This is a genomic window from Parafrankia elaeagni (assembly GCF_000374165.1).
Classification (GTDB): Bacteria; Actinomycetota; Actinomycetes; order Frankiales; family Frankiaceae; genus Parafrankia; species Parafrankia elaeagni.
The window spans coordinates 348,631-362,097 of record NZ_KB893671.1; the positions used below are offsets into that span (position 1 = coordinate 348,631).

Consider the following 13,467-nt stretch of genomic DNA (forward strand, 5'->3'; position numbering starts at 1 on the left):
CAGCTGCTGGAAGGGCGTTGTCTCCGCTCGAAGGAGAGCACCGGTTGTCCCGTCCCCGGATCATCCTCGGTGACCGGACGCCGGCCGTCTTTGCGCGCCCGGCCAGGTCCTTGCCCGGTTCGGCCACCGGACGCGGCCGGATCCGGCCGGATGCGGCGTGCGCCCGACGGAGGCGCGACGATCCACGGCCGCAACAGGCAAGGATCTGGCCGGTGATGCAAAGACGGTCAGGCGCCGCCGGTCGATCATGATGCCATGCGCAGGAATGATTTCATTCTCGTCAGCGTGGACGATCACGTGATCGAACCCCCGGACATGTTCGACGGCTTCATCCCGGCCGCGTACGCCGACCGCGCGCCACGGCTGGTCTCGGACGAACGAAGCGACAAGTGGGTGTTCGGTGCGGGTGAGGCCCGCAGCTCGGGGCTGAACGCGGTGGCGGGCCGGCCCCCGGAGGAGTACGGCGTCGAGCCGATGCGACTGTCCGAGCTGCGCCGCGGGTGTTACGACGTCCACGAGCGGGTGAAGGACATGAACGCGAACGGCGTTCTCGCGCAGCTCAACTTCCCCTCGATGGCCCGGTTCTGCGGCCAGTTCTTCGCCAGCCGCGTCGACCAGGACCCCGAGCTCGCCCTGGCGGTGCTGCGGGCCTACAACGACTGGCACATCGACGCCTGGTGCGGCTCCTATCCCGGCCGGTTCATCCCCTGCTCCATTCCGCCGATCTGGGATCCGCAGCTGATGGCCGCGGAGATCCACCGGACCGCCGCCAAGGGCTCGCACGCCGTCAGTTTCTCCATGAATCCGCACGCTCTCGGCCTCGGTCTCCCGTCCCTGCACAGCGACCACTGGGACCCGTTCTGGGCGGCGTGCGAGGACACCGGGACGGTCGTGTGCATGCACATCGGGTCCGGTGCCGTCGGTGTCGTCACCTCCCCGGACGCCCCGATGAACGTCGAGATCACCTGCGCGGGCTTCAAGAGCTTCCCGACCGCGGCCGACCTCGTCTGGTCGCCCGTCTTCCAGAAGTTCCGCGGGCTCCGGGTGGCACTGTCCGAGGGCGGAATCGGCTGGATCCCGTACTTCCTGGAGCGCGCGGACTACACCTACCGGCGCCACAGGGCCTGGACCCGGCCCCGGCTCGGCGGCCGGCTGCCCAGCGAGATCTTTCTCGAGCACATCCTGACCTGCTTCATCGTCGACGACTTCGGGGTGGCCAACATCGACCGGCTCAACGAGGACATGGTGAGCTGGGAATGCGACTACCCGCATTCCGACAGCACCTGGCCGAACTCGCCCGAGGTCGTCGAGGAGGCGGTGCGCGGGCTGACCGACAGGCAGATCGACAAGGTCACCCATCTCAACGCGATGCGGGCCTTCTCGTTCGACCCGTTCTCGATCCGGCCGCGTGAGCGGTGCACCGTCGGGGCGCTGCGGCAGGAGGCGGTCGGCCACGACATCTCGATCGTGTCGCACGGCGTTCGTGGGGACGGCGCCGCGGTCGACCTCGGGCAGTTCGCGCAGTCCCACCAGCCCGCCCCGTCGGCATGAGCGCCGCACCGCTGGCCGCCGCACCGCTGGCCGGAGTGCGTGTCCTGGAGGTCGCCTCCCACGTGTTCGTCCCGATGGCGGGGGCCGTGCTCGCGGAATGGGGCGCCGACGTCGTCAAGATCGAGCACCCCACCACCGGAGATCCCTACCGGGGGCTGGTCACCGCCGGCCTGCACAAGCTGTGGAACGGCGTGGACGTGCAGTTCCAGGCCACCAACCGGGGAAAGCGCTCCGTCGGCCTGGACCTGAAGCATCCCGAGGGTCGGCGCCTGCTGTCCCGCCTGATCGCCGCCAGCGACGTGTTCGTGACGAACCTGCGCGCCGACACCCGCGCCCGGCTGAAACTCGACGTCCCCGACGTGCGCGCCGACAACCCCTCGGTGATCTACGTGCGGGGCACCGCGTTCGGCGCCCGCGGGCCCGACGCCGGCCGGGGCGGCTACGACGCCGGTGCCTACTGGGCGCGCAGCGGGATGCAGCAGGTCCTCACCGCCCCGGACGCGACGTGGCCGGCGATGCCGCGCCCGGCATTCGGTGACGTCGTCGGCGGCCTGACCATCGCCGGCGCCGTCAGCACCGCCCTGTTCCGCCGGCTGGCGACCGGTGCGCCGTCGGTGGTCGACGCCTCGCTGCTCGCGTCCGGTATGTGGCAGGTCCAGATGGACCTCATGAACGCCGCCCTGGACGGGGCGGCGACGCCGGTGCGCCCCCGCAGCCGCTATGAGGCCCCGAACCCGCTGATGCTGCCCTACCGGACCGCCGACGGCCGCATCCTCGTCCTGCAGATGCTCGCCCCGGACCGCCACTGGCCCGGCCTCTGCAAGGTTCTCGGCCAGCCCGAGATGGCCACGGACCCGCGTTTCGCCGACATCGACGCCCGCCGCCACAACTCGCGGGCCTGCATCGAACGGCTCGAAGGCATCTTCGTCGAACGGACCCTCGACGAGTGGCGGCGGATCCTCGCCGAGTTCGACGGCGAGTGGGTGCCCAGCCAGCTGCCCCACGAACTCGCCGCCGATCCGCAGGTCCGGGCCAACAGCTACCTCGCCCACATCGACGTGGGTGCGGGCGAGGCCCTGCCGTTGGTGACGACGCCCGTGCAGTTCGACGAGCAGCCCGGCGCGCCGGTGCGGGCCCCCGAGCACGGTGAGCACACCGAGGCCGTGCTGCTCGAACTCGGTCTCGGCTGGGACGAGATCACCGCCCTGAAGGACAGCTCGGCCATCCTCTGACCGGCCGCGGCGTTCCGCGGTGCAGTGCGGGTGGGTCTGGCACGGAGCCCGAGAGCCTTAGAGCACGAGTGGCTCGCCGCCCGTCAGCGCGGCGGCCTGGCGCCGGTGCGTGCCCGCCTCCTCCGGCCGGTTCTGCCGCTCCAGGGTCCGGGCGAGCAGCAGGTGCGCGTAGGGCTCGACCGGGTCCTGCGCGAGGACGGTGCGCAGCTCGGTCTCGGCGTGACGCAGCTGGGCGGAGTGGAAGTAGGCGCGGGCGAGCAGCAGCCGGGCCGACAGGTGGCGGGGCTCCTCGGCGACGACACCGGCCAGAATGCGGGCCGCGCCGGCGAAGTCCTGGGCGTCGAAGAACAGCTGCCCGCGCCGGTACTCCTCGGCCAGATCGATGTGTGTCATGACGGTTCCTCCGTCCCTTCCCGGCTCGTCCGGTGATCGTCGTCAGAGGGTCGTGGCCGTGCTCGCTCAGTGGCTGCGTTCGACGGCGGGGACGCGTCCCATCCGTCCTGCGTTGTAGTCCTCGATCGCCTCCATGATCTGCTCGCGGCTGTTCATCAGGAACGGTCCGTAGTGGGCGATCGGCTCGCGCAGCGGAAGCCCGCCCAGCAGCAGGATCTCCAGGTTCGGGGAGTCCTCCGGCTGCCGGTCCGCGGCGCCGACGGTGACGGCGTCGCCCGGGCCGAACACGACGAGCTGGTGCGCCTCGACCGGCCGGCGCTCCGCCCCGGCATAGCCGCGGCCGGTGAGCACGTAGGCCAGCGCGTTGAAGTCCCGGTTCCAGGGGACGTCGAGGCGCGCACCCGGGCTCACACTGGCGTGGGCGTAGGTGATCGGGGTGTGCGTGACACCGGGACCACGGTGGTCGCCCAGCTCCCCGGCGATGAGCCGGACCAGCGTCGCGCCGTCCGCGCTGCTCAGCAGTGTCAGTTCACCTCCTGGGATGGCCTGGTAGCGCGGCGGGGCGAACTTCGACGCCGCCGGCAGGTTCACCCACAGCTGGACCCCGTGCGAACGGCCCCCCTCGCGGGCGAAGGACGTCGTCGGCACCTCGTCGTGCAGGATGCCCGCCCCGGCGGTCATCCACTGGGTGTCACCCTCCCCGATGACCCCGCCGCCGCCGTTCGAGTCGTGGTGCTCGACGACGCCGTCGAGCAGGTAGGTCACCGTCTCCAGGCCCCGGTGCGGATGCCAGGGGGCGCCGACCGCCTGCAGCGGGCCGTAGTCGACCGGGCCCAGCTGGTCGAGCAGGAAGAACGGATCGGCGAGGTGCGCGTCCACCCCGCCCGGGAACGGCCGCCACACCTCGAACCCCGCCCCCTCGACCGCGTGATGGGCGTCGACGACCCGCGCCACCGGCCGCTCCACGGCCTCCACCGACGGATGGTCGATGCGCGGCAGAACCAGCGAGTTCTCCACAGTGATCGCGGGCATCGGAACCTCTCAGTAGCCGGATCCACGTCTGGTTGACGTGTCATGTACCCGCTCCGAACCTGCTGGCGACCCCAGACATTCCCCGCCGCCGGCCGGCCCGGGTGGCCGTCGCGGTGTTGGAGCGTGAGATCTACTCGGTGGGTGAGGCTGCCCGCCTGCTCGCTGTGCGGCCGGCCCGGCTGACTGAAGCCACTGCTTCGTCGTGCAAGTTCACGGGCATCTCCGCGCCACCTCTCGATCTCCAGTCTCCCGACATCGTCCTGATGGCGGGAAAGGTCGCTACCCGACGTGGGCGGCCAGGCCCTCCACCGCCCTCGACCGCGCCGACCACGTGGACGGCCGCGACCGGTCGGCGCTCCGCCCCGGCGTAGCCGGTTGCCGGTGAGCACGTACGTCAGCGCGTTGACGTCCCGGTTCCCAGGGGACGTCCAGCTGCGCACCCTGCTCACACTGGCGTGGGCGTGGGCGTGGGCGTGGGCGTAGTGATCGGGGTGTAGGTGGCGCCGGGACCGCTGTGCGCGCCGAGCTCACCGGCGGTGAGTCGGACGAGCGCTCCGGTGTAGTGGCTCGACGAGGTGGGAGCCGATACCACAGGTGCTATCGTTGGCTGGTGACCTGGCAGGTGCTGATCCTTCCCGCCGCCGCGGATGAACTCGACAAGCTCCCCGCGAAGGAAGCAGATGCGCCAAGGCCGTCGAGAAGCTGAAGGCGTCCGGTCCAAAGCTCGGCTACCCACACACCAGCGCCATGAAGGGGGCCCGCAAGCTACGGGAGCTTCGCCCGCGCCAGGGCAACTGTCCCTGGCGGGCCTTCTACCGGCAGATCGGGCAGATACTCGTCATCGCGGCCATCGGCCCCGAGGCCAGAGTTGACGTACAGGAGTTCCAGCGGGCTCTGGCTGCGGCAGAACAACGCCTCGAAGACCTGGAGGACTGATGAAGCTCTCGGATCTCAAGACTTTTGATCAGGTCATTGAAGATCGCCGCGGCAGCGACGAGGAGTTTCGCCGATTGTGGGACAGCACAGCATTCGCCCGCGAGGTCGCGAACCGGGTCGTCGCCTACCGCACCGACAACGGCCTGTCGCAGCGCGGCCTGGCCAAGCTGGTCGGCATGACGCAGCCAGCGATCGCCCGCCTGGAGTTGGCTGAACATGAGCCGTCCCTCGCCACGCTGGCGAAGCTGAGCAGGGCGACGGGCCTCACGTTCCTGATGACGGTCTCAAACGGTGGTGTCGAACTGGCCGCGGGGACGCCGGACCCCTCGCAGATCGCCGCTCTCGCGGCCACGGCGGGCCACAGCTTCGGCGTGGTTGGAGCACCTACCAGTCGGCTACGCGCTTAGCCCGACCACCCACGTGGGTTGGTTGTTCGGCGCCGGCCCTCCAAACCCGTGCGGTGCCCCGGCCGTACGGCGATGAGCGGGAACGTCAGGTCAGGGAAGGCGCCAGCCGACGGGTTTGGCGCCCCCGGATCGCCGGGGCGGTCTGCCCGCCGCCCGCACCCGGTTCGGTCAGCACGTCCTGGATGGCCACCGCCCCGCCCCGGTCAACGCGGCGAGGGCGTAGATCCCGGCCAGCCGGGGACCGGCGAGGCCAGCATTGGAACAGGAGCGAGCCGCTTGCTGACGTCACCGGCCCATCAATGGCCTCCGGAGGGGACTGTCGCCTTCAGGTGACGAGGGAATCCGGTACGGACCGTAACTGTTAGACTGGCCACGTTGGTATAGTCGGTGGTGTGGGACGGCAGGTGACCGCGGGAGGGGGCGGGGTCTACGACCTCGGCTACCACGTCGTGTGGTGCCCGAAGTACCGCCGTCCCGTACTCGTCGGCCCGGTCCGTGACCGGCTGGAAGAACTGCTGCGCGCGAAGTGCGCCGAGCATGACTGGCCGATCGTCGCGCTGGAGATCGAGCCCGACCATGTGCACCTGTTCGTGAAGGCTCATCCGAAGCACCCGCCGTCGTACATCGCCAACCAGCTGAAGGGCTTCACCAGCCACGAACTGCGCGGCGAGTTCGGCCACCTGCGGTCCCGGCTACCCACGCTGTGGTCGCGGTCGTACTTCATGGCCACCGTCGGCGCGGTGTCGGCCGAGGCGGTGCGGCGGTACATCGACACGCAGAACGAACGCCCGTGGCGCAGGGGCGTGACCCGGTGAGACGGACCTTCATGTTCCTGCTGCGTCCCACGGCCCGGCAGGCAGCCGCGCTGACCATGATGCTCGACGACCACCGGGTCCTCTACAACGCCGCCCTCCAGGAGCGGCGCGACGCCTACCGGCATCCGTCCCACACGACGGTCCGCTACGTCGCGCAGGCCGGGCAGCTTTCCGGGATCCGTGCCTATGACCCCGACCAGGCTCGCTGGTCGTACTCCTCGCAGCAGGCCACGCTGCGCCGGCTCGACAGGGCGTTCGCTGCGTTCTTCCGCCGCGTCAAGGCCGGCGAGGCCCCGGGCTATCCCCGGTTCAAGGGCCGGAACTGGTTCGACACCGTCGACTGGCCCAAGGATGGCGACGGCTGCCGCTGGGACTCCCAGCCGGACAATCCTGCCCAGATGTTCGTCCGTCTCCAGGGCGTCGGCCACGTGAAGGTCAACCAGCACCGGCCGGTGCGTGGCACGGTCAAGACGGTTTCGGTCAAGCGGGAGGGTCGTCGCTGGTACGTGGTCCTGTCCTGCGACGGTGTGCCCGCCGAGCCGCTGGCGCCGACCGGAGCGGTGGTCGGCATCGACCTCGGGATCGCCTCGCTGGCCACGACCAGCGACGGCCGGCACTACGGCAACCCCCGGTTCCTGGAGCGCACCGCCGGCCGGCTCGCCGGCGCGTAACGCGACCTTGCCCGCAGGAAGCGTCACTCGAAGCGGCGAGGCAAGGCAGTCGCCCGCGTTGCCGGGCTGCACCGCACAGTCGCCCGGCAGCGGGCCGACCTCGCGCACAAGACGGCGCTCGGGCTGGTTCGCGACCACGACCTGATCGTTGTCGAGGCCCTCAACATCAAGGGCATGGCCCGCCGGGCCAAGGCCAGGCCCGACCCCGGCAACCCCGGCACCTTCCTGCCGAACGGGCAGGCCGCCAAGTCGGGGCTGAACCGGTCGATCCACGACGCGGGATGGGGGGTGTTCCTGGGAATCCTGCACGCCAAGGCTGAAAGCGCCGGACGGACCGTGGTCCCAGTTCCCGCCCCCCACACGTCCCGCACCTGCGCCGCATGCGGCCACTGCACCGCCGAGAACCGCAGAACGCAGGCCGAGTTCGCCTGCGTCGCCTGCGGGCACACGGCGCACGCCGACGTCAACGCGGCGGTCAACATCCTGCGGGCCGGGCTGGCCCGTCAGGCCGCGCAAGCGGCCTGAGAAGCCAGCGGCTTCAGCCGCCGGAGTAGTCACGGTTTGCTTCTCCTGGTGGCAGGGGCGGTGCGTGGCGTGGGCGGCGTGCGTGGCGTGCGTGGCGTGGGCGGTACACGGTGTGGACGGTGTGCCCAGAGGATGGTGACGACCACCCGTGGTCCGGCGCCAACCCCGGAGATCCAGGATGTCGGCTCCGCCTCCCGGACGCGAACGGCCCCGCGGCCGCAGGCCCGGATGATCGACCGGGCGGGTTCGTGCCGGGCATCCGGGTATCCGGGTGCTGGAGGTGGGCAGCGGCGCCGCGGGTCGTCGAGGGGATGGTCTGGAGCGTCAATCTGCCGGGCGTTCCCGAGCCGGCCGCGTCCGCCGCGGCGGGAGGTCGAGGTCGAGGGAGTCACCGAGAGCGAGGTGGCATCCGTGTTCCCTGAGCCGTCGGATCGTGGCCGGGTGGTTGTGGTTGACGCCGTCGGCGATGACAGTGATGCCCGGGCCGAGCAGAGCGGCGAGGACGTCGTGGGTGAGCGCGACGGCGGGGCTGCTGTGCCGGGGGGCGGTCCAGCGGGCGGTGAGGTCGGGGTGGAGGGTGACCAGCTCGACGGGGGCCCGTCCAAGGGTGTCGATCGTGGCGTCGAAGGTGTTGTCGGGCGCTCCCAGCTCGGCGAGGCCGATCCGTACTCCCGTGGAGTGCAGACGGGTGAGGGCGGTCAGATCGACACTGCGCCGGGTCGGACGAATCTGGAGGACGAGGTCGGCGGGGGCGAGGTGCGCGGTGCGCAGGGCGGTGGTGACGTCCTCGACCAGGGTCGCCTGCCCGGCGTCGTCGGCGGAGATCGTGATGTGGATGGGCAGCGGATGGCCGGGGTCGCCGGTGGCGTCGAGGCGGTCGGTGGTGTCGGTGGCGTCAGGCGGTATCTGGCCGAGTGCGGGCAGGCCGTCGGTGAGTAGTGACCGCGGGGCGCCGCTGCCGGGATGGGGCCCGGCGAGTCGGGCCTCGTAGGCCACCGGGCTGCCGGTGGCGAGGTCGATGACGGGCCGGTAGGCGATGACAGGCCGGCAGGCGACAGGGAGGTGCCCCCTGGCGGTGTCCTCGCGGGGGGTGGTGGCGGGTGTGGCGTTTCCCGCTGGTGAGATCCGGGGGGCTGCGAGGTCGGGGGTGTAGGTGGTCAGGTCGCCTGTCCGCCGTGTCTTCGCGGCGTACATCGCGAGGTCGGCGCGGTGCAGGAGTGCCTCGACGGTGACGGGTTCGCGGGCTGGCTCGATGACGACGAGGCCGGTGCTGGCGGCGACGGTGCAGGTGGCGCGGCCGAGGCGGATCGGGGATCGTAGCGACGCGGTGATGCGCCGCCCGACCGTCTCGGGGTTCTGCGTGTCGGCATGGAGGAGGATCGCGAACTCGTCGCCGCCGAGTCGGGCGACGGTGTCTGTCTGCCGGACGCAGTTGGTGAGGCGGCGGGCCGTGACCCGCAGCAGGTCGTCGCCGGCGGCGTGGCCGTAGGTGTCGTTGACGCTTTTGAAGTCGTCGAGATCGCAGAACAGCACGGCAAGCTGCCCGGTGTGGCGCAGCGCCCGGTCGAGCCGGTCGGTGAACAGCGCACGGTTCGCCAGGCCGGTGAGCGGGTCGTGGAACGCCTGATAGCGCAGCAGGCGCTGCTTTTCCTCCACCTTCCCGAGGAGGCGGATGTTGTCGGCCATCGTGGTCATCTGCCGGATCAGTGCGAGCAGCAGCAGGGCGAGCAGTGCCCAGAGCTCCTCCGAGTGGGAGAGGTTCTCGCCGGAGATCTCGATCAGTGTCACGATGGCTGCCGCGGTCAGCGGCAGGTAGGGCAGGACCGCATGCCACCAGCGGCGCCGCGGTGCCACGACCCGGCTGTCCGCCTCGGCGCCGGCGGGGCGCGTGGGCTGCGAGGTGTCAGGTGCCAGTGCCGCGAGCCCGATCAGCAACGGACCCGTGAGCTGGAGAACGTCGACCAGCCGCGGGACGTCACGCAGACCGCGGACAACCACGGACGTGTACCACATGATGGACGCGCTCACGGCGAGCAGGCCGAGAATCAGCAGGCCCAGCCCGCTCCCGGCCCGCGGCTGGCGAAACACGGCCATCAGGATCACGCCGACCATGACGACCAGAATCGTCGCCGCGAGGAGGATCGAGTAGATGGGTCCGTTCGCGAGCGGACTCCTCTCTTCGAGGGCGTCCTCGAGAACGGCGACCCAGACCAGCAGCACGGCCGCACCGACCATGATCATCCCATCCAGGATGGTGATCACGTACCAGCGGCGATCCCGGCCCCGCCCCGGCTCCCGCAGTATCAGGTCGAACGGATCCGAAGGGTAGCTCAGCACGCCGGCCAGCCCGAACGCCTGCGGGACGAGATAGGCCAGCGACGCCGCGCCCTGCGGCGGAACCGGCGGCCCTCCTGCGGCCATCTCCGGAAACATCGCGACCGCGCCGGCGAAGATGGCCAGTACCAGCACCGAGACCAGGAGCCGCCAGGCCCGTTCCGCCCCGTGACGCCGCAGCCCTGTCACCACACAGGTGAGGCCGCCCAGCAACAGACAGAAGATCATGGCCAGGCGGACGGTGAGCAGCGCCGCCCGGTCGGGGAGCGCCACCGCGGCGACCGCCGAACCCGCGACCAGCAGCAGACTCGTCAGCCCCGCCCACCAGAAGCCGCGGCCGGCCAGAGGGTGGTGCGCCGGCGCTGTCGCCGTCCGCGAGCGCTCGGCCGGCGGCGTAGCCGTAGGGCCCATCGCGCTCACCGCCTCCGCGCTCACCGCCTCCGCCTCCGCGTCCGCGTCCGCAGGCCCGACGTCCTGGCCGGACCGCAGAGCCCCGCATCCCCTTCCTCTGCCCCAGGATGACTGGTAGTACTCGGATCGACACGAATGGTTACCGAGCGCAGGAGGCTTCCGGAAAGGAGTAGCCACAGCCAGACCTGCGGGGCGGACGAGTCGGCCTGTACGCCGGAGGTCGTCTGGTGCGACGTCTGGTGCGACGTCAACGCGTGGCGCGAACGACGTCCAGGGCGAAGTCGACGTACTGGCCGGCGATCAGCTCGGGGGAGTAGCGGCCGGCGGGCGACCACCACTGCGGCAGCGCCGTGCACAGGGTGACGACGGCGCGCGCGGCCTCCCGGGGCAGCGGGGTCGCCATCAGCCCACGCCGGCATCCCTCGACCACCTCGTCGTCGACCATGTGCTGCACGTCCTGGCGGGCGGCGGCGATGCGGGTGCGGTCCGGCTCCGCGAGGCTGCGCATCTCGCTGGAGCCGATGAAGCCCAGCTGTCGACGGTGGGTGTGGTAGAGGCTCAGGCACTCGACGAGCATGGTGAGCCGCTCGACCGGGCCGTCGCCCTCGGCCCTTGCGGCGCGGCTGCGCTCCAGCAGGTCGTCCATGGTCAGGTCGAGCAGGGCGACGAGGAGATGCTGTTTCGTCGGCCAGTGGTGGTAGACGCCGGGGGCCGAAAGCCCGGCACGTTGGGCGATGTCCCGAATGCTCGCGCCGTGGTAGCCGAGCTCGACGAAGGCGTCGAGCGCGCCGGCCAGCGGCGGGGCCAGTTCCAACGGCGGGAAGTCCCGCCAGCTTCGGGCCGGGGCCTGCGCCGGGACGACGGTGTGCGGCGCGCGCAGCTGTCTCGGATCCGCGCCGAAGAGGTGGGCCGCCGCGCCGAGCCGATCGTCGCCGGTTCTCGTGTGGCCGTTCTCGACGGCGCTCCAGGTGCCGATGCTGACTCCGAGCGCCTGCGCGGTCTCGCGCAGGGTGAGGCCGGCGGCGCGTCGTGCCGCCCGGAGCCGTCCGCCGAGCGCCTCTCGTTCGAGGCGGTCCTCGGGTGTCTTCTCGGGTACTGGTGCCACGATCGCCCTCCTGGGGCCCCGACCCTACTGCCTTGACACCGCTCGCCGGCTGGGCACATAGTACCGAAATCTGTTCAGGGCGAACGTTCGATCGGTCGGTTTCAGGTTGTGGCGTTTCAGGAGATGGCGATGACGGGGTCGAGAGCGGCGCTGGACGGCAGTCCGCCGCCGGACGGCGGTCCGCCGGGGCTGTCCGTCCCCGCGCTCGAGGACTTCCTGCGGCGGACGCTCCCGGACCCACCTCGGGGTCCGCTGCACGTCGAGCTGCTCTCGGGCGGACGGTCCAACCTGACCTACCTGCTCAGGGACGGTCACGACCGGTGGGTGCTGCGCCGGCCCCCCCTGGGGCACGTGCTCGCCACCGCCCACGACATGGACCGTGAGTACCGCATGCTCGAGGCGCTGCAGCACACCGACGTCCCGGTGCCGAGGCCACGACTGCGCGCCGGACCTGAGATCATCGGAGCGCCCTTCTACGTCATGGACTTCAGCGACGGTGTCGTGCTCCGGGAACGGCGGCAGCTCGACGCGCTCGCGGGTCAGGTGCCGGCGGCCCTGGCGGAAGCCCTCGTCGACGTCCTGGCGCGGTTGCACCGCACGGATTTCGTGGCGGTGGGGCTCGCCGACCTCGGTCGCCCGGACGGCTATCTCGGACGGCAGCTGCGCCGCTGGGCCGCACAGCTCGCGGCCTCACACAGCCGCGACCTGCCCGAGCTCAGCCGACTGGGCGGGCGGCTGGGGCAGCGGTTGCCGACCCCGCAGCCGGCGGCGATCGTCCACGGGGACTACCGCCTGGACAACGCCACCGTCGATCCGGCCGGCGGGCGCGTGCTCGCGGTACTCGACTGGGAGATGGCCACACTGGGCGACCCGCTCACGGATCTCGCCTCCACGGTGCTCTGGTGGGACGGCATCCGAGGCCTGGACAGCCCGGTGGCGGCAGTGCCGGGAGATGTGCCCGGCTTCCCGGACAGCCGGGTGATCGTCGATTCCTACGCCCGAAGGACCAGCCGGGATCTGTCCGACCTTCCCTGGTACCTGGGCTTCGCCTTCTACAAGATCGCGACGATTTTCGAGGGCATCCACTACCGCTCCCAGCAGGGGCTGACCGTCGGCGACGGGTTCGAGCGGCTGGGAGTCATGGTTCCCGCGCTGGTCGAGCGCGGACACGCCGCGCTCGACGCGTGGACCTAGTGCGTCCGCGTCGCCGTCGACGCGACACCAGGAGATCACGGCCGTTCACGGCCGGACACACAGGAAAAGGTGGACGATGGATATCAAGGGCGCCTCGGCCGTCGTGACCGGTGGGGCCAGTGGGCTGGGGCTGGCGACGGCCCGGCGGCTGGCCGAGGCCGGAGCACAGGTCGTCCTGATCGACCTGCCTGGTCCCCGGGGTGAGGAGGCCGCCGCCGCCCTGGACGGCGCGGCTGTCTTCGTCGGGGCCGACGTCGCCGACGAGACGGCCGTCGCCGCCGCGTTCGACGCCGCCGAGAGCCTCGGCCCGGTCCGGGTGGTCGTCAACTGCGCGGGCATCGGCCCCCCCGCACGGGTGCTGACCCGTGAGGGCAGGGCCGCGCCCCTCGCCGACTACCGGAAGATCGTCGAGGTCAACCTCGTCGGTTCCTTCAACGTCCTTCGGCTCGGCGCCGAGCGGATGCTCAGGGCGGAGCCGGTCGGGGAGGAACGCGGCGTCATCGTCAACACGGCGAGCGTGGCGGCCTTCGACGGCCAGATCGGCCAGGTGGCCTACTCCTCGAGCAAGGGCGGCATCGTCGCCATGACGCTTCCCGCCGCTCGGGACCTGGCACAGCACCTGATCAGAGTGGTGACGATCGCCCCCGGCCTGTTCGACACCCCCCTGCTCGCCACCCTGCCAGAGGAGGCGAGGGCGTCGCTCGGGAGGCAGGTGCCACACCCGAGCCGGCTGGCCCAGCCGGACGAGTACGCCGCCCTCGTGCAGCACATCATCGCCAACCCGATGCTCAACGGCGAGGTCATCCGGCTCGACGGAGCGATCCGCATGGCCCCCCGCTGAGTCGACCGGACCAGGGACCA

The 13,467-nt window shown here is 71.2% G+C and carries 10 protein-coding genes and 2 pseudogenes; 8 read left to right on the forward strand and 4 right to left on the reverse strand.

The window, feature by feature from the left end; genetic code table 11:
- Nucleotides 1-255: 255 nt before the first annotated feature.
- Entirely contained in the window at nucleotides 256-1,551 is a 1,296-nt protein-coding gene (locus B207_RS0103250) for an amidohydrolase family protein (protein ID WP_018635077.1), read from the forward strand.
- A complete protein-coding gene (locus B207_RS0103255; protein ID WP_018635078.1) occupies nucleotides 1,548-2,783 on the forward strand; it encodes a CaiB/BaiF CoA transferase family protein in 1,236 nt (411 codons plus the stop codon). Before B207_RS0103250 ends, B207_RS0103255 begins: the two co-directional genes overlap by 4 nt.
- Before the next feature lie 57 nt (nucleotides 2,784-2,840).
- On the opposite strand, the gene B207_RS0103260 is transcribed toward B207_RS0103255, so the two are convergent.
- Both B207_RS0103260 and B207_RS0103265 read right to left on the reverse strand, forming a co-directional pair.
- Entirely contained in the window at nucleotides 2,841-3,176 is a 336-nt protein-coding gene (locus tag B207_RS0103260) for a tetratricopeptide repeat protein (protein WP_018635079.1), read from the reverse strand.
- Nucleotides 3,177-3,242: 66 nt separating this feature from the next.
- Nucleotides 3,243-4,208, reverse strand: a complete 966-nt coding sequence (locus B207_RS0103265) for a pirin family protein (protein WP_018635080.1) — start codon at nucleotides 4,206-4,208, stop codon at nucleotides 3,243-3,245.
- A 690-nt stretch (nucleotides 4,209-4,898) separates the two neighbouring features.
- Between B207_RS0103265 and B207_RS0103275 the strand changes: the two are divergent.
- From B207_RS0103275 to B207_RS42720, 4 genes and pseudogenes are all read left to right on the forward strand, one after another.
- A pseudogene (locus B207_RS0103275) lies at nucleotides 4,899-5,144 on the forward strand (type II toxin-antitoxin system RelE/ParE family toxin); the annotation flags it as partial.
- A complete protein-coding gene (locus tag B207_RS36655) occupies nucleotides 5,144-5,551 on the forward strand; it encodes a helix-turn-helix transcriptional regulator (RefSeq protein WP_018635083.1) in 408 nt (135 codons plus the stop codon). The pseudogene B207_RS0103275 and the gene B207_RS36655, both read left to right, overlap by 1 nt.
- A gap of 392 nt (nucleotides 5,552-5,943) precedes the next feature.
- Nucleotides 5,944-6,366 carry an IS200/IS605 family transposase gene (gene tnpA / locus B207_RS0103285; protein ID WP_018635084.1) on the forward strand — a complete coding sequence of 141 codons (423 nt, stop codon included), beginning with the start codon at nucleotides 5,944-5,946 and terminating at the stop codon, nucleotides 6,364-6,366.
- Nucleotides 6,363-7,562, forward strand: a pseudogene (locus B207_RS42720) (RNA-guided endonuclease InsQ/TnpB family protein). Before tnpA ends, B207_RS42720 begins: the two are co-directional and overlap by 4 nt.
- Nucleotides 7,563-7,886: 324 nt before the next feature.
- Here B207_RS42720 and B207_RS0103295 read toward each other — a convergent pair.
- Nucleotides 7,887-10,307, reverse strand: a complete 2,421-nt coding sequence (locus tag B207_RS0103295) for a GGDEF domain-containing protein (RefSeq protein ID WP_035739820.1) — start codon at nucleotides 10,305-10,307, stop codon at nucleotides 7,887-7,889.
- A gap of 247 nt (nucleotides 10,308-10,554) precedes the next feature.
- Nucleotides 10,555-11,412: a TetR family transcriptional regulator gene (locus B207_RS32315; protein WP_018635088.1), complete on the reverse strand. Its 858-nt coding sequence runs from the start codon at nucleotides 11,410-11,412 to the stop codon at nucleotides 10,555-10,557.
- Between the two features lie 123 nt (nucleotides 11,413-11,535).
- On the opposite strand from B207_RS32315, the gene B207_RS0103305 reads away from it, so the two are divergent.
- Both B207_RS0103305 and B207_RS0103310 read left to right on the forward strand, forming a co-directional pair.
- Nucleotides 11,536-12,606, forward strand: coding sequence for a phosphotransferase family protein (locus B207_RS0103305; protein ID WP_018635089.1), 1,071 nt, complete (start codon nucleotides 11,536-11,538; stop codon nucleotides 12,604-12,606).
- A gap of 76 nt (nucleotides 12,607-12,682) precedes the next feature.
- On the forward strand, nucleotides 12,683-13,447 hold the full coding sequence (locus B207_RS0103310; protein ID WP_018635090.1) for an SDR family NAD(P)-dependent oxidoreductase: 765 nt from the start codon (nucleotides 12,683-12,685) through the stop codon (nucleotides 13,445-13,447).
- The last annotated feature ends 20 nt before the right edge of the window (nucleotides 13,448-13,467 follow it).